The 17,279-nt window shown below is 37.5% G+C and carries 15 protein-coding genes; 6 read left to right on the forward strand and 9 right to left on the reverse strand.

From position 1 onward, the window contains the following. Nucleotides 1–82: 82 nt before the first annotated feature. Both M030_RS0108995 and M030_RS0109000 read left to right on the forward strand, forming a co-directional pair. On the forward strand, nt 83–571 hold the full coding sequence (locus M030_RS0108995; RefSeq protein ID WP_051584964.1) for a tetratricopeptide repeat protein: 489 nt from the start codon (nt 83–85) through the stop codon (nt 569–571). Between the two features lie 23 nt (nt 572–594). Further along, nucleotides 595–1,464 (forward strand): alpha/beta hydrolase, encoded by an 870-nt coding sequence (locus M030_RS0109000; protein ID WP_027373211.1) that lies wholly within the window; start codon nt 595–597, stop codon nt 1,462–1,464. Nucleotides 1,465–1,497: 33 nt separating this feature from the next. On the opposite strand, the gene M030_RS0109005 is transcribed toward M030_RS0109000, so the two are convergent. The 5 genes from M030_RS0109005 to M030_RS0109025 all read right to left on the reverse strand — a co-directional run bounded on the left by M030_RS0109005 (nt 1,498) and on the right by M030_RS0109025 (nt 7,169). Beyond that, nucleotides 1,498–2,196 (reverse strand): DedA family protein, encoded by a 699-nt coding sequence (locus tag M030_RS0109005; RefSeq protein ID WP_027373212.1) that lies wholly within the window; start codon nt 2,194–2,196, stop codon nt 1,498–1,500. An 87-nt stretch (nt 2,197–2,283) separates the two neighbouring features. Beyond that, entirely contained in the window at nt 2,284–3,396 is a 1,113-nt protein-coding gene (gene prfB / locus M030_RS0109010; RefSeq protein WP_027373213.1) for a peptide chain release factor 2, read from the reverse strand. Between the two features lie 152 nt (nt 3,397–3,548). Further along, the gene (locus M030_RS0109015; protein WP_027373214.1) at nt 3,549–4,664 is read right to left on the reverse strand and encodes an NAD(P)/FAD-dependent oxidoreductase; all 1,116 of its coding nucleotides are present in this window, start codon (nt 4,662–4,664) and stop codon (nt 3,549–3,551) included. Between the two features lie 26 nt (nt 4,665–4,690). Further along, entirely contained in the window at nt 4,691–6,049 is a 1,359-nt protein-coding gene (locus tag M030_RS0109020; protein ID WP_027373215.1) for an AAA family ATPase, read from the reverse strand. A gap of 124 nt (nt 6,050–6,173) precedes the next feature. Then, nucleotides 6,174–7,169: an alpha/beta fold hydrolase gene (locus tag M030_RS0109025; protein ID WP_027373216.1), complete on the reverse strand. Its 996-nt coding sequence runs from the start codon at nt 7,167–7,169 to the stop codon at nt 6,174–6,176. Between the two features lie 114 nt (nt 7,170–7,283). Between M030_RS0109025 and M030_RS0109030 the strand changes: the two genes are divergently transcribed. After that, nucleotides 7,284–7,913: a hypothetical protein gene (locus M030_RS0109030; protein WP_027373217.1), complete on the forward strand. Its 630-nt coding sequence runs from the start codon at nt 7,284–7,286 to the stop codon at nt 7,911–7,913. 40 nt (nt 7,914–7,953) lie between these two features. Here M030_RS0109030 and msrB read toward each other — a convergent pair whose 3' ends face one another. The 4 genes from msrB to M030_RS0109050 all read right to left on the reverse strand — a co-directional run bounded on the left by msrB (nt 7,954) and on the right by M030_RS0109050 (nt 10,429). After that, nucleotides 7,954–9,048, reverse strand: coding sequence for a peptide-methionine (R)-S-oxide reductase MsrB (gene msrB, locus M030_RS0109035; RefSeq protein ID WP_027373218.1), 1,095 nt, complete (start codon nt 9,046–9,048; stop codon nt 7,954–7,956). A 14-nt stretch (nt 9,049–9,062) separates the two neighbouring features. Further along, the gene (locus tag M030_RS0109040; protein ID WP_027373219.1) at nt 9,063–9,512 is read right to left on the reverse strand and encodes a DUF417 family protein; all 450 of its coding nucleotides are present in this window, start codon (nt 9,510–9,512) and stop codon (nt 9,063–9,065) included. Between the two features lie 83 nt (nt 9,513–9,595). Continuing rightward, nucleotides 9,596–9,865, reverse strand: a complete 270-nt coding sequence (locus M030_RS0109045; protein ID WP_027373220.1) for a hypothetical protein — start codon at nt 9,863–9,865, stop codon at nt 9,596–9,598. A 9-nt stretch (nt 9,866–9,874) separates the two neighbouring features. After that, complete coding sequence (locus tag M030_RS0109050; RefSeq protein ID WP_027373221.1) at nt 9,875–10,429, reverse strand: RNA polymerase sigma factor; 555 nt, start codon at nt 10,427–10,429, stop codon at nt 9,875–9,877. Between the two features lie 303 nt (nt 10,430–10,732). Between M030_RS0109050 and alaS the strand changes: the two genes are divergently transcribed. From alaS to M030_RS0109065, 3 genes are all read left to right on the forward strand, one after another. After that, nucleotides 10,733–13,336, forward strand: coding sequence for an alanine--tRNA ligase (gene alaS, locus M030_RS0109055; protein WP_027373222.1), 2,604 nt, complete (start codon nt 10,733–10,735; stop codon nt 13,334–13,336). Between the two features lie 415 nt (nt 13,337–13,751). Continuing rightward, nucleotides 13,752–15,227, forward strand: a complete 1,476-nt coding sequence (locus tag M030_RS0109060) for an alkaline phosphatase PhoX (protein ID WP_027373223.1) — start codon at nt 13,752–13,754, stop codon at nt 15,225–15,227. Nucleotides 15,228–15,292: 65 nt separating this feature from the next. After that, nucleotides 15,293–17,107: a cytochrome-c peroxidase gene (locus M030_RS0109065; RefSeq protein WP_027373224.1), complete on the forward strand. Its 1,815-nt coding sequence runs from the start codon at nt 15,293–15,295 to the stop codon at nt 17,105–17,107. Nucleotides 17,108–17,279: the final 172 nt, after the last annotated feature.

Below are 17,279 nucleotides of genomic sequence, written 5' to 3' on the forward strand. Positions count from 1 at the left end.
TGACAATAATTTTGAAAATTATGCGAACAATAAAGTAATACTTCAGTTTCAATATTTTATATCTTTGTTTAAAATCTATTCAATGGATGAAAACTGGGAAATCCTGTTGCAGGATATATGGCTGAGACTTGGCAGTATTCGCAGCGAAGAGTTTATTCAAGAGCTCAGAGAGCATATGAATGTATTTTCAGTTCCAAAGGCTATTGCTGACTTCGAAATGGCATGCGCCTATGACTCAACGGGACATGAAAAAGAAGCGGAACCTTTGTACAGGGCCGCAATAAACGCCGGATTATCAGGATTGCGGAGAAGAAGGGCAAGAATACAGCTGGCAAGTACATTAAGAAACAATGGAAAAACAGAGGAAAGCATTCATATTCTAAGAGAAGAAAAAGCAAATTATTCTGATGAGCTGAATGATGCAGTAGACGCATTTTTAGCTCTTTCTCTTTCTTCAGCCGGAAAACATAAGGAAGCATTATCATTAAGTTTAAAAGCCCTTTCTCATCATTTGCCCAGATACAACCGATCTGTCTGCAACTACGCAATGGCTTTGAATAAAGAATTGTAATAATATTTCTTTATTTTTACCTTATGAAAAAACTCATTCTCAGGTATCATTTTTTCGTTATGGGATGCATTGGCTTCATACTGCAGTCCTGCAATACGAAATTCAGAGTTTGGGTAGGCCCCGGCGGTCAGCAAAAAATCTATAATTTAAAATACGGAGACCATAAAAGACAGAAAATGGATATTTTTCTGCCGAAGGAGTATCCTGTAGATTCTCCGGTACTGCTTATCGTACACGGAGGTGCATGGACTTTAGGTAAAAAAGAACACATGATTCAGGTTCAGAAAATGCTTTTTAAGAATAATATCCCCAGTATCAATATGAACTATCGCCTGGTTTCGAAAAAAAAGAAAATAACCTATAAACAACAGCTAGAAGATATCAGCTCGGCCATTGACCGTTTTAATTCTTTAACTGAAAAAGCAGAGCTTCTTCCCAACAATTATATTATTCTGGGAGAAAGTGCCGGTGGACATCTTGCTCTTCTATACGGATACAAACATCCTGATCAGATCAAAAAAATCATTTCCCTGAGTGGCCCGACCGATTTCTACAGCCACGACTATTTAAAATCTTTTTACTCCAAATATACTTCACCCACGATTCAGAAAGTGGTTGGAATCCCTTTTAACCGGAAGAATGTTTCTGAAGCTTTTAGAGAAGCCAGCCCTATTGCCAATATTACCTATGTTCCTACACTGTTATTTCAGGGAAATAAGGATTTTCTTGTGAATCAGCATCAGGGAATCGCTATGGATTCTGCTCTCACCAGTATGAATATACCGCACAAATTTGTCTTCATGGAAAGAACAGGGCATGTACCGAGACTGTTCAGCAAAAGGAAAAGAGACAGTATTATCTATCCGAATATTCTGGAATGGATAAAAAAATAACCTGCTAAATGCAGGCTATTTGTATTTTTAATTTTATTGTTCAAAATCTTTATTCTCATATTTAGAGAGATCCTCTTTTTTTCCGAACATAAATTTGATAATCACCGGAAGTGTAGTCACAAGCACGATAACAATAATGATGTATTCCAGTTTTTCTTTTAAATTGATTCCAAACTGTTCCATAAACAGCTTGTCAAGGTAATGACCCGCAAAGATCAAAATAAAAGACCATAAAACAGCTCCGATCACGTTATCTCTCAGGAACTCTTTTTTATCCATTTTTACAATTCCTGCCACGATCGGGGTAAATGTTCTCACCACCGGTAAGAATCTTGCCATAATAATGGCTAATGCCCCATGTTTTTCAAAGAAATCATGAGCCTGATACAAATATTTTTTCTTAAAAAGCATTGAATCCGGTCTCTTGTATAAAGCAGGTCCGGCCTTCCTTCCAAAATAATATCCTACTTCATTTCCAACGATTGCCGCTAAGGCAACTCCAGAAGCTAAGAGTGTCGTATCAAGGAAATCGCTCCCTGTGGAGCCAAATGTCTCTTTGATGATTTCAACAGCATAAATTCCTGAAACGAATAATAATGAATCTCCAGGTAAGAAAAACCCTACAAAAAGACCCGTTTCAGCAAAAACAATAAATAAAATCAACCAAAACCCTCCCATTTTAATATAAAATTCAGGGTTTAACAAATCCTTCCAGCTATTGAAATCTTCCATATATATCGATGTCCAACAAAAATAAGTCTAAAATGTCTGAAACAAAAATTAATTATAAGATTTTAACTAAAATTCAGACATGATATGTTATAGATCAAGATCATCATCGGAAACCGCCGTACCATCAGCCATCAGGAAGGCTTTCAGGAAAGGAGTGAGATTTCCGTTCATCACGGCATCCACATCTGAGGTTTCATGGCCTGAGCGTACATCTTTTACCAGTTTGTAAGGGTGCATGACGTAGTTTCTGATCTGGCTTCCCCACTCGATTTTCATTTTATTGGCTTCAATTTCATTTCTGGCCTTCATACGTTCTTCAAGTTCCATTTCATAAAGTCTCGAACGAAGGAGCTGCATCGCTTTTTCCTTATTCTGAAGCTGCGAACGGGATTCGGAGTTTTCAATGATAATTCCTGTAGGTGCGTGGCGAAGACGTACTGCTGTTTCCACTTTGTTTACGTTCTGCCCTCCTGCTCCGGAAGACCTCATTGTTTCAAAGCTGATATCTGCAGGATTAATATTGATTTCAATCGTATCATCCACCAGAGGATACACGTATACGGAAACGAAACTCGTGTGTCTTTTAGCATTACTGTCAAAAGGGGAAATTCTTACCAACCTGTGCACTCCGTTTTCTCCTTTTAAATATCCGAAGGCATATTCGCCTTCAATTTCTAAGGTCACTGTTTTTACTCCTGCTACATCTCCTTCCTGGAAATTCAGTTCACGGATTTTATATCCCTGCTTATCTGCCCACATCGTATACATTCTCATCAGCATGGAAGCCCAGTCACAGCTTTCTGTACCACCGGCACCGGCAGTAATCTGAAGAACCGCAGAAAGCTCGTCGCCTTCATTGGAAAGCATGTTTTTAAATTCCAGGTCCTCGATTTTTTCAACCAACTGCGGAAAGGTTTCATCCAATTCCTTTTCAGAATCGGGATCTTCTTTGGCAAAATCTGCCAAAACCTGAAGGTCTTCAAACTGAGTGTTGATTTCTTCGTAGTCTTCTACCCATTTTTTCTTGGAACGAAGCTGCTTCAGAAATGTTTCCGCTGTTTTGGGATTATCCCAAAACTCCGGTGCCGCCGTTTTTTCATCATCATTGGCAATTTCTATCTTTTTTTTGTCAATCTGAAGGTATCTGTGCAAGTCTTCAATTCTGGATTGAACGTCTTTTATCTGGTCGTTGTTGATCACGAATATTTTCTTTTTGCAAAAATAAGGATTTCTTTTGGAGTGGAAAGGGGTTGATTGAGAGAGTTGGCGGGTTCGAGAATAAGAGTGTTGCAGCGTGTGAGAGTGTGATAATCTCCCCGTCTATTATCTATCTGTCTATTATCTACTCTCCGTCATATAATGTTTATCATCTCAGCAACCATCTCTCCAATCTTTGGAGCCAGGGCAACTCCCATTCCGGAGAGTCTTACCGCACAAAACTGTCTTTCAGAAACTTGCTTTACAATAGGTATTTTTTCTGAGCCCATCGCCATAATTCCTGACCATCGGAGAGCAATATCTACTTCTTTGCCCGGTAGAATGACTTCTCTCAAAAAATTTTCTAAATGATTCTGCAGAAATTCAGTGGTTTCAAATGCTGCAGTCTCTTCGGTTTTGAAATCCTGATTTCTTCCACCTCCCAGCAATACTCTGTCTCCCAGATTCCGGAAATAATAGAAGCCTTCATCATAGTGGAATGTTCCTTTTAATTTTAAATCTTCAACAGGCTCTGTTAAAATAATCTGCCCGCGAGCCGGAATTATTTCTTCATTTTTCAAAAATCTGTCACTAAAAGCATTCGTACAGTAGATCAGCCGGTCAGATTTCAATGTAAGATCATTTGAAAGGAAAATTTGCATCTCATCCGCTTTTTCTTCAATGGTCTTCACCTCTGTCCCAAATAAAAATTCAACTTTGAGTTCGTGGCATTTTTCAAGAAGTTTCTGCAACAACTTACCGGAATGCAGGCTTCCTTCACAGGCATTTTCAATGAGAAACCGAGACTTTCCGAGCCCGAATTCACTGATTTTATTCTGGGTGAGAGTATAGGTATGATCTGATCCTGTTATAGATTTCAATTGTTCATTGACGGAATCAAGATATTGTAAAGGCTGATCATCATTCAAAATTTCATAGCCTCCGTCAAGTTCAAAATCTATTTCATCCCTTGTAAAATAGTGTCTGATTTTCTGAAGTCCTTCAAACCTCATCCTGATCAGCTCCAATGTTTTATCCCAACCCATTTTCTGAGAATCGGCAATCACTTCTGTAAGACTGCCGAAGCAGGCAAAACCTGCATTTCTTGTGGAAGCGCCTAAAGGAATATGATTTCTTTCAATCACTAAAACTGATTTTTCAGGAAACTTTTCTTTAAGGGAGATCGCCGTCCAGAGTCCGGAAAATCCGGATCCTACAATGGTTATATTTCTCTTCCGGTAAAAAGTCTCAAGTTCCCAGATGCTGTTCATGAGTAATGGAGCAGTAGATTAATTCTTTACTTCTTTTTATTTTCCTCTTCTTCGTTGTGGGAGAAACCGATTGCCCTTCTGGGTTCCTCAACGACTTTATAGGTTTCCAGTTCTGTCTTGAGTGCTTTGATTCTGAACTGAAATTCATCAAAGTTATTGATCACGACATCGGCTAAAAACCGGGCTACCTGATCGAGATATTCGCCGGTAAGCTTTCCTGCAGCATCTCTCAGAGCCGCATTGAGAAGGTTCTGATCAATTTTAAGCTTTTCATTTCTGTTTTTCTGATACAGGTTTTTGATTCTCTTTTTGAGGCTTTGGGTAAAATCAATTAACATCGTATTGCTAAAAACTTTCATTTTTGAAGCAATGTCCTGCCAGAACGGAACTTTATCGGCTTTATTATTTTTAAGAATTTTATATAACAATGAATCTTCCTCAAGGCCGCGGGTCATCGCATATAGGATAATTTCTGAACGCTCTGACGCATTGGGAGGAAAGACCGGGATCATGACATCAAATCTTCCGGGAGCAAGAATCTCTTCGTCAATTTCTGATACAGAATTGGCAGATCCCACCATCAACACATTTTCTTTTTCAAATTTGGCGATATAATGAAGAATAAGCTCCTGTACTTCAAGATTGCAGGAAGCAACATCGGTTTCTGCCTTTCTCTGCATCATAATTTCATCAAAATCATCAAGAAAAAGAAGTATTTTATTTTCTTTGAGCATAGACAGCAGAAAATCGCTGAAGTTAACCTCATTTCCATCCACAAAGGAAGTTCCTAAATAATGTTTTTTAACTTCTTTAAATTGATAGCCTATGATTTCAGCAATTTTATTGGCCCAGAAGATCTTTCCGCTTCCGGGAGGACCGTACAATACAATTCCCGCAGGTTTATTGATCCCCCAGTCTTTGATCTGCTGAGGATTTAAAAAAGGTTCAAGCACAGATGAAGTGTAGAAGAAAAGATCCCTGTATCCTATAAAATCTCTTTTCTGCAGGCTTGTTTTATGCCCGAAATAGTCGTAGACAAACTGATAATTACCACCTATTTTATGATCAATCCCATAACTTGAGATCGAAGATTTAAAGAAACCGTTATCAAAAATATTGGGATTGTTCTCTTTTATGGCTTTTTCTACTTTCTCTTTAGGCTGATTGATAACTTCTGCAATCTGCTCTACCGTTTTATTTTTATCAAGATCTTTTTCATATAACCTTAAAAAATCCAGATTCTCACGGGCAAATTTTTCAAAATCCTCCTTTACTTCGAAATTGGTACTGATACAGTCTACCAATTCAAGGTCAAAATCCTGTATAAATTGTTTTATAGCTTCTGCAGATACCTTCAGTTCTTCTGCCAGTTCGATTAACTTCATAAATCCTTATTAGTTCTATCAAATTTAATGTTTTAATCTTAAAGATGTTATGAAAACTGATATTCTTTTTGAAAAGTATCATCATACAATTGATGGGCAAAGAACTTACGGGAATACTGAACTATTAAGGTGCTGTTACCTTTTTATACATGTCTTTAATTGCATTCTCAATAATTATTTGTTGATCCTGGTTAATATAATGTCCACTTGATGTAGCGATAACCTGTTTGCTATCTGTAGACATTTTCAACAGATCTTTCTGCATTTTATCCCATGCTCCAAGCATTTCATTTTTTAATTTCGGATCCTTAATAAAAGCATCAAATCGTGTTGTATCACCTGCTGTGATCACACAGAGCGGAATCGCACCGAAGGACTTTATTTTCGTGGCCTCTTTTTTAACAGCACTCATCTGATCCTGCTCTTCAAGTACGCCATAAGCACTTTTGTGTATCAATGCAGGCATTATGGAATTCTGATATTTGTACTGTGGTTGTGGAGGAAACATATTCTTAAACATCAGTCTCGCCAGTCCGAAAGTATTGGCAAATTTCAGCAATCCTCCCGGCAACCCCTGGTTAACGAGAGTATATAGTTCAGGCGAAAGGTATTTTTTATCATCCGGACACTGGCTCTCGACTAAAATAATACCGGCAACATCTTTTGGATATTTATTAACAAAAAACCTAACCAATGTTCCTCCAAAAGAATGACCAACAAGCACATAAGGCTTGGGAGCTCTTGCTTTCTCCAATAATGTATGAAGTTCTTCAGCCGTCTCTTCACCGGTTTTGGGTGCTTGGCCTCTTTCGCTCCACAAAATTCCTGATCTGTCATAAGAAAAAGTAGTAAAGGTATCAGGTAGTTCCTGTTGGATATGATACCACTGCAGATGCCCTGCAGGGTCAAAAGCTGTTTCAAAAACAAAGGTGGGACCAGCGGTTCCTTTTTTCAGATAATGCATTTGGTGACCTTCAACTTCTACAAGCTGACCATTAGGCTGAATTGTATCTGCCTTTGAGCGGGAGATTCTTTCAAAAACAAAACCGATAATTAACCCAAAAATAAGGATAGCCAGTACTATCGGGAGTAATTTTTTTATCCATTTAAATATTTTCATGGGTTATTTATTTTTTTGATGTGATCTTAGGATTATAAAATTAGATATAATTTCATGTGTTTTAACTCCTGTTTTCTAGGTATATTTTTTTTATTATTTTTATCAAAAAACTAAGTGAGGAAAATATATTATGTCCCTGGACTTATCAGTGCGATTCTGATTCCATTATTATTTTGGTACTATGGAAATCAAAAATTTGAAGAAATTAATGTTTCAGTAGTAGATATTGGACTTCCGGCAAAAGTCAGAAAAGAAACCTCATCTCTCTATGTTACTTTTGAACCCTATAGAAATTGGGAATATAAAAAAATAAATATACTTCCCGGAACTGCCAAAGATCATTCAAAGCTATATGTTTCTGAACTAAAAAATCTCCAAAAGAAAAATGAGAAAAATACAGGAATTGAGTTTATTTTAAACAATGATAATACTTATGGTGATTTTGTATCTGTTTTAAATGACATGAATATATCGAATCATGAACAATATGCCGTTGATATGGAAAAAACGGGACATATTTTTGCTACCGTACTTTACAAAGATCCCAATGTAAAGGAATCTGAATATGAATGCTTACTTTGTAATGATGTTCTCACTACTGAATATAAACCTGATTTTTTTGAAAAAATGCAGTCAATGTTTACGATCCTTCCCCAAAATGTATATTATTTTGTTTTTGGATTTCTTTTATTTTTAAACCTCTCAATGCTCAGTATCAAAGAAAGATTTCAACTGCAGCATTAATTCAGAATAAAAGGCTGCCGATCGGCAGCCTTCTTTCACATTACTTTTTATCTAACAACGGAAGATATTTTCCGTATCCTTTAGATTCCATTTCCGCTTTTGGAATAAATTTCAGGGAGGCACTGTTGATGCAATAACGAAGTCCTCCTTTATCCTGAGGGCCATCTGTAAAAACGTGTCCCAGATGGGCATCTCCCGTTTTACTTCTTACCTCTACCCTGTCCATTCCGTGGGTACGATCCAGCTTTTCGTTAATCAGACTTTTGGTAATCGGTTTTGAAAAGCTCGGCCATCCGCAGCCTGACTCAAACTTATCCGTTGATACAAACAGAGGTTCCCCTGTGGTAATGTCGACATAGATTCCTTCGCGGGTTTCATTCCAGTATTCATTCTGGAAAGGTCTCTCCGTACCATTTTCCTGAGTGACATTATATTGTTCTGCAGATAATTTTTCTTTTAAGACTTTTTTATCCTGCTTCTGGTAGGTTGTTGCTTTCGGAAGCGGATTGGCTTTCTTCGCCATTTCAAAAAGTCCCGGTTCTATGTGGCAGTAGCCTCCCGGATTTTTATCCAGATAATCCTGGTGATAATCTTCTGCTTTGTAGAAATTTTTCAAAGGAATTGTTTCTACCAGAATTGGTTTACTATAATTTTTAGACAATTTCTGAACTTCATTCTTTACAACCGCTTCATCAGTTTTGTCCGTAAAGTAAATTCCTGTTCTGTATTGATTTCCTCTGTCATTTCCCTGTTGATCTTTACTGGTGGGATCAATGGTTTTAAAATAAAGGTCAATCAACAGTTTTAAATCCACCTGTTCAGGATCATATTTTACTTTTACCGTTTCCGCAAAGCCTGTCGTATGGCTTACCACTTCTTCATAGGTTGGGTTCTGAGTATTTCCGTTGGCATATCCTACTTCTGTACCTACTACTCCACGAATTTGTTGAAAGAAATGTTCTGTTCCCCAAAAACATCCGCCTGCAAAATAAATTTCTCTAGCATTTTTAATATCCATAATTTCCTGTTTTTCTTCTTTTACCTGTGTAGGCTTATTTTTTTTAAAAAGCCCCGATCCTGCAGCAAAAACTGCTATACCCAGAACGATTCCGAGCACAATGAGTATATTTTTCATTTTATTCTTTTTATTCATGACTTTTTATTTTGGAGCAGCATCAGTCCAAATCCTAAAAACATAAGGTCTTTGACGATAAAGAAGTCCGTTACCGGAACTCCATCTACTATTTTCCACATTCCGGGAGTTGTAAAGAGATAGCTTAATGTCACCGTAAATGTTACCACCATTCCTATTCCTGCATATCTTTTTAATACAGCAAATTTCGCACTAAATATGAGAAGTAAGGCAATGATAATTTCTATCGCTCCGATAAGATTTGACACTGTCTGGACGCTCATAATCTTATATACGAAAAAGGTCAGAAAATGGTTTTCGACCAAAGGTTTTATTCCTGCTGCCTCAGTAGGAGTAAATTTGAAAATACCTATCCACAGTAAGATAAGAGCTGCTCCGAAAAGCGAAATATAGTATCCTGACTGATACGTTGCATTCTTGTTTGAAGTGTTTTGAGTTCCGACCATATTTTTTAAGATTTTGAATGAATACTTATGTTGTTTTTCAAAAGTATAGTCGGAGCTGTTTCAAAATCCTGACAAAATTTTTCTTAAAAATCTAATTTTTTAATCATTTTATCTTTAAAATCCTGAATTTCAACGTCATTTATTTCAGCTGTATTTTTGGATAAGGTCTTTTTAAATACCTTATCCAGTACTTTCAGTTTTTTGTTATACATCTTACACCATTTACAAATCATCAGGTGCATGCTCAGTTTCCTGTCCTCTTTTGGAGAAATAGAACTGGCATTCCGCTTTTCCATCAGTAAAGTAGCTTCACTGCATGGTAAGAATAAAATATGTAAAATTCTTCGTATCATTTTAAATCATTATCTGTTTGAGAACCAGTTAAATTCAAGACATTCTCTCAGCTGCATGCGGCTCCTCTGTAAGATCTTCCATAGGTTAGTCGTAGAAACATCTAATTCCTGACTGACTTCGGGTGCTTTTTTCTCTTCGATGTAATACATTTTTAATAGAATCTTCCACCTGGACGGCAATTCTTCGATACATTCCTCCAATGTTTTATTGAAGTCCTGATCATCCAGCAATTCAGATTCTTTTCCCGAAACATTCCAATCGTTTAAAACATCGTTATTTTTCCATGAACCTGTTTCATCAAAAAAATGATCAAGCCGTATATTAGGCTCAGATTTATATTTTTTACGGTAAAAGTCTGCAATTTTTCTGTGCATAATACCCATCAGCCAGGTCAGCGGCTGGCTGTTTCCTTCGAAAGAATCATATGCTGAAAATGCAGCCAGAAAAACTTCCTGCACTACATCCTGGGCATCTTCTTTGTTGGAAAGCATATAGAGCGCTCTTTTCAATAGTGCCCCGGAATACTGTTCTATCCAACTTTTAAGAATTTCATTTTTCATCATCACAAGGAAATTATAAACGAAGATAAGATTTTTTTTATTGTAGAATTAAAGTCCGGAATTGCTGTTTTAATCAACTCATTACCTGTTATGTTTCAATTTTACCAACCTAACAGGTTTCTATAAACATAAAAATCTATTCCTTATGGCCGATAACCAATTATAAAAAAAAACGATGATTGACTATGAGGTCAGATATTTGATAAAACGTACTTGAAAATATCAAATAGTAGATATTAAATCGCCTAAAAATCCTAAATTTGCATCTTATCAAAATTTGATATTTAAAAAAGCAAAAGCAATACTATGACATCACAAGAGATACGTCAAAAATTTTTAGATTATTTTAAAAGTAAGGATCACCTTATTGTTCCTTCGGCGCCTATCGTGCTGAAAGACGATCCTACCCTTATGTTTTCCAACTCAGGAATGACGCAGTTCAAAGACTTTTTCCTAGGCTACAAAACGCCTACCGCCCCTAGAATTGCCGATACACAAAAGTGTCTGAGAGTTTCAGGAAAGCACAATGATTTGGATGATGTGGGTAGAGATACCTATCACCACACCATGTTTGAGATGCTGGGAAACTGGTCTTTCGGGGATTACTTCAAAAAAGAGGCTATTGCTTTTGCCTGGGAATTACTGACTGAAGTATACGGAATTCCAAAAGAAAATTTATATGTTACAATTTTTGAAGGTGATGCTTCTGAGAACCTTAACAGGGATCAGGATGCATTTGATTTCTGGAAATCTCATATTTCAGAAGACAGAATCATCAACGGAAATAAAAAAGATAACTTCTGGGAAATGGGTGCAAGCGGACCTTGTGGACCTTGCTCGGAAATTCATATCGATTTAAGAACTCCGGAAGAAAAAGCTAAAGTTTCTGGTTTGGAATTGGTGAACAACGATCATCCACAAGTGGTGGAGGTCTGGAATCTCGTTTTCATGGAATTTAACAGAAAAGCAGATGGATCTCTGGAAAAATTACCTGCTCAGCATGTAGATACCGGGATGGGCTTCGAACGTCTTTGTATGGCACTTCAAGGGAAATCGTCCAACTATGACACTGATGTTTTCACTCCGTTAATCGCTAAAGTGGAAGAACTGTCAGGAAAGAAGTATACCGGAATTTTAGAAGATGAAAAAGATATTGCAATTCGTGTAGTTGTCGATCACATCAGAGCGGTTTCTTTTGCCATTGCAGACGGCCAATTACCTTCCAACGGAGGAGCTGGTTATGTTATCAGAAGAATTTTGAGAAGAGGGATTTCTTATTCTTATCGATTTTTAAATATGAAAGAACCTTTCCTTTACAAATTGGTGGCCGTTCTTCAGGAACAAATGGGTAGCTTCTTCCCTGAACTTGGAAAACAAGGAAAACTGGTAACAGAAGTGATCAAAAGTGAAGAAGAATCATTCTTAAAAACAATTGAAAACGGACTGATCAGGGTTGAAAAATTAATTCAACAAACAATTGCTGACAATCAGAAAGTATTGCCTAGCGAAGAAGTTTTTGAACTATACGATACTTATGGCTTCCCTGATGACTTAACAAGAATTATTGCTGAGGAAAAAGGATTAACCATTGATGAAGCTGGATTTAATGCTGAAATGGAAAAACAGAAACAGCGTTCAAAATCTGATTCTGCTCAGAAAGTATACGACTGGGTTGTGCTGGAAGAAAAACCGGAAACATTTGTCGGGTATGACCAGATTGAGTCTGAAACTTATATTACAAGATACAGAAAAGTAGAAAATAAAGACGGAGAATTTTATCAGGTTGTCCTGAGCAGTTCCCCATTCTATCCTGAAGGAGGAGGACAGGTTGGTGATAAAGGAGTATTGGAAAATGCTGCCGACAGCTTCGAAGTACTGGAAACCAAGAAAGAAAACGGATTAATTATTTCATTAATCAACGGTCTTCCGAAAGATGCAGGTGCTCTTTTCTACGCTCGTGTGAATGCAACGGAAAGAAAAAATTCACAGGGAAATCACTCTGTGACTCACCTTCTGCATGAGGTATTACGGGAAGTTTTGGGAACGCACGTAGAGCAGAAAGGATCTTATGTAGGGCCTGATTATTTACGTTTTGACTTCTCTCACTTCAATAAAATCAATGAAGAGGAGCTTGCTTTAATTGAAGATAAAGTCAATAAAAAAATCAAAGCGAGCATTGCTTTACAGGAATTCAGAAGCATCCCTATTCAGGAAGCTTTAGAGAAAGGAGCAATGGCTTTATTTGGTGAGAAATATGGTGATAACGTAAGAATGATCCAGTTTGGAAGTTCAAAAGAACTTTGTGGAGGAACTCACGTGAAAAATACCAGCGAAATCGGTCATTTCAAAATTGTTTCCGAAGGTTCTGCTGCAGCAGGAATCAGAAGAATTGAGGCTATTTCCGGAGATAAATCTGAGGAATACTTCAACAATATTGAAAAACAAATGGCTGAACTTTCCCAGTTGTTAAAATCTAAAGACGTTGTAAGATCTATCGAGAAACTAATCGAGGAAAATGCTTCTTTAAAGGCTGAAGTAGACGCTCTTAAGAAAGAAAAAGCAAAAGGAGAAATCAGCGACTGGAAGGATGCTTACGAGCAAAAAGGAAACAAACAGCTTTTAGTGAAGAAAACATCTTTGGATGCTGGATCTGTAAAAGATATCGTTTTCCAGCTGAAGAGAGAAATACCTGCTTCTGTAACGATCATTCTTTCTGATGCGGACGGAAAACCAATGATTACTGTTGGAGTTTCTGATGATCTGGCTGCTGATTATCAGGCTGGCGCTATCGTAAAGGATCTTGCAAAAGAAATCCAAGGTGGTGGTGGTGGAAACCCAGGTTTTGCAACTGCAGGCGGTAAAAACCTTGAAGGATTAGAAAACGCTTATCAAAAAGCGTTGAATATCTAAAATAGAATACCTTTTATAAATATTAGAACAGGCTGTTTCATTTGAGACAGCCTGTTTTAGTTTTAACTATTATCTTTTATTTAACGCTAAGGACGCAAGAAACCCTCATATCATCATAGATATTTTCGTTCGCAGAGGCGCTACACTCAGCCATGAAATGATTGCGTTTTTTACTAAATAGAATACCTTTGCGAACAAAAAAACAGATATCTATAAGCCTTAGCGTCTCTGCGTTATAATAGGGCATTCCTTATTATTCAGATATTCATCAAAGTCTCTCTATTTATATCCATTCTAATTATTGACCTTCGCTTAACAAACCATGAGCGAATCTTAAACTATTTGTTTTGTCTTCGTAAAGTCCAGTTAACACGAGAGTTTTAGTTTTGTCTCAATCGAAATTCAAAAAACAATTATGAAAATTAACAAAACTATCGGTGCTCTGTTATTTGCAGCTCTTGTATTTCAAGGCTGTAATGATGATAACGGAGACGGAAACACTCCGGTTAATGACCAGATTAAACTTGAAAATTTTTCTAAAGAATCCGCTTTTGTGTACGCTATGCAGGGTTTTGAAAACTTAAACATTACCACTCTTATTTCAAGTTCTGACATTTTACCCGGATCTCCTGACTTTGTCTTTGGTGGTCAGCCGGACGGAATGGGGATTATGAAAGATCCAAACTCTGACGGTTACCTGATGATCACAAACCATGAGATCAAGCAATCGGTATCCAGAGTGTATTTAGATAAAACATTCAGACCTGTAAAAGGTGAATATATTCTGAACGGAACAGGAGGCATAACAAGATTATGTTCGGCTACCCTGGCTACTCCTCAAACTCACGGTTTCAGTGCATTCCTTACTGCAGGCGAATCCGGTGAAGAGAGTATGGTTCATGCTTTAAATCCCTTAGCACCAGCTTCTCAGGCTTCGGATAAATCGAGGGTAAAGCCTGCTTTAGGAAAAGCTTCAATGGAAAATGCCGTTCCGCTTCCTAAAGATGTATCCAACGGAAAATCTTATATTATTATTGGTGAAGATCAGTCGTATTCTTCTTCTCACCAGTCTGCAGGACAGCTGATCATGTATGTAGCTGATACTCAAGGCGACCTTGATAACGGAAAATTATATGCTTTAAAAAGAACCAACGACAACTACACGGAAACTGATATGACCAAAGGAAACAGCTACGATGTAGAGTTTGTTGAAATTCCTAACGCCAAGAATCTTACAGGAGCCGAAATCAACCAAAAAAACATTAATAATAAAGCGATACGCTTTTCAAGGGTTGAAGATGTAGATTACAGAAAAGGAGCCGGAAAAGGAAGAGAAATCTATTTTACCGCTACCGGAGAATCGTCCGATGGAGTGAATCCAAAACCGGGATTAACAATGTGGGGAAGAGTTTACAAACTGGTTCTTAACTCCAATAATATGCTGACAGGAAAACTGGAAGTCGTTGCTGAAGGAGATTCTAATCCTGGTAATAACCTCATCAACCCTGATAACCTTTGTGTAACTGAAAACTTCGTTTACATCCAGGAAGACGGAGACTCTTACTACAAAGGAGCTAATCATGATTCATACATCTGGCAGCTTAATATTGCTACAAAACAGTACAAACCATGGTTGAATATGAAGCACAACAGAAATGATCAGGCATGGCAGACAGCGTACAACCAGTCCGGTGATCTTCAGAAATTCGGTTCATGGGAATTTGGTGCCATGACAGATATTTCTGACATCATAGGAGTTCCAAACACCTTTACCGTAAATATTCATTCGCATACATGGCAGTTGGATAAATTCAAAAATCCAGACGGATCCGGAGTGAACACCAACAAAGAAGGAGGACAGGTTGTCATCATCAGAAACGTAGAAAAATAGCTTTAATTACTCATAAAACTTCAAAGTATCAATGGAAATTCTTCTGTTGATACTTTTTCATACCTATGAAGAAACTTTCAAAATATCCGATACTTCTGTTTTTATATTGTGCAGCCGCTCTTTTCATATTGTCTTATTGTAAGAATGAAAAACCTCAGGTTGTATATGAAGATCTAGGCTCTGTAAAAAAGGAAATCCTCAACAACAATTCCGTATTTGAAAAACAGATCAATGAATTGATTGGCCTGGTATCTAAAGATGCTGACGAAAAGGCCCTTCAGCAAAAATTTCAGGATCTCCGAAAAACCTACAAAAAAATGGAATGGGCCGTTGAATATTTCCTTCCTCATTCGGCAAGATTCATCAATGGAGCTGCCCTTCCTGAGATTGAAATGGATGAGCATACTGAAATAGAGCCTGAAGGTTTGCAGGTTTTGGAAGAAATGTTCTACCCCTATGAAAAACAGAATAAAGAGGAAGTAATCAGGTTTCTCAGGAAATTAATCAATAAAAGTAATACGATCGCTACGAATTTCCAGGTTATTACAGTAAGTAAAAATCAGGCTTTCGATGCTGTGAGACAGGAGGTTTTCAGAATTTCCAGTTTAGGGATTTCTGGCTTTGACACCCCTGTTTCCGGTACTTTCTTAGAAGAAATCCCCTACTCTCTTAGCGGGGTACAACACACTTTAGAGCAGATTTCAACTCAGCAGTCAAAAGATAAATCTTTACAAGCCATTATTTCAGAAATCAGCTCTGCCAATGCTTTTTTAAAGAAAAACACTGATAAAAACACCTTCGATTATGTGAATTTCATTCCCGATCATCTCAATAAAATTACAGCCTTACTTCAGGAATTTAAAAAACAGGAGCAGATTCAGGATGTAGAGGTGACCACTGCTCTGAATAAAAATGCGGCTACTTTTTTTTCTAAAAACGCGTTTAATCCTAATGCGTTTACTCCCGGAGAAGAATTTGCGTACTCGGATGAAAAAGCCCGTCTCGGACATCAGCTTTTTAATGATAAAATTCTCTCCAACAATAACAACAGAAGCTGTGCAACCTGTCATATTCCTGAGAAAGCATTCACAGATGGCCTGGCGAGATCAATGTCTCTTGAAAATGCAGAATTGGCAAGAAATGCTCCTTCCCTCAATTACGCGGGTTTTCAACACGGCCAGTTTTGGGATATGCGAAAAGATGACCTGGAGGGCCAAAGCTCTGATGTGATTTCCAATAAGGAGGAAATGCATGGTGACCTTAATGTAATTCTTGCTAAAATTAATCAGGATAAAAAGTATAAGGAAGCTTTCCAAAAAATCTATCAGACTCAGAAAACAGAAGTCTGGCAACTTCAGAATGTACTGGCAAGCTATATTCGTTCCCTGGCCACATTTAACTCAAATTTTGATGATTATATGAGAGGAAACAAATCGGCGATGACAGAAAGCCAGAAACGAGGTTTCAATCTTTTTGTCGGGAAAGCCCAGTGTGCTATATGCCATTTTCTTCCTTTATTCAACGGAACTGTTCCTCCTACCTTCAAAAAAACGGAGCAGGAAGTTCTTGGGGTAGCCGTCAAAGGGGATAATAGGATTTTTGACCGGGATCCCGGGCGAGGAAAATTTCATGAAACTGTAGCTACATTGCAGCATTCCTTTAAGACACCAACCCTCAGAAACATCAATAAAACGGCTCCCTATATGCATAATGGAGGTTACAGAACATTGAAAGAAGTCATGAATTTTTATAACAAAGGCGGTGGTAAAGGTTTTGGGTTTGCCGTAGAGAATCAGACCCTTTCAGATACTCCTTTACAGCTTACCGATAAAGAAATTGATGATATTATTGATTTTATGAAAGCGCTGGATGACAGATAAAAGTTGAAACCGTAAACAGAAAGCCGGGTGATAGGGTAAAAAAGATGATTTTAATATCTGTAATCCAGAATGCCGGTATCATCAATACAATTTTTCCCTGTTCAATTTTTCCATGGATAAATTAGATCAAATCAATGTTATACTATGTTAAAAACTTTTCCAGCACAATAAA

It is taken from the genome of Chryseobacterium sp. UNC8MFCol (assembly GCF_000482305.1).
In the GTDB taxonomy this organism is placed as follows: Bacteria; Bacteroidota; Bacteroidia; order Flavobacteriales; family Weeksellaceae; genus Chryseobacterium; species Chryseobacterium indologenes.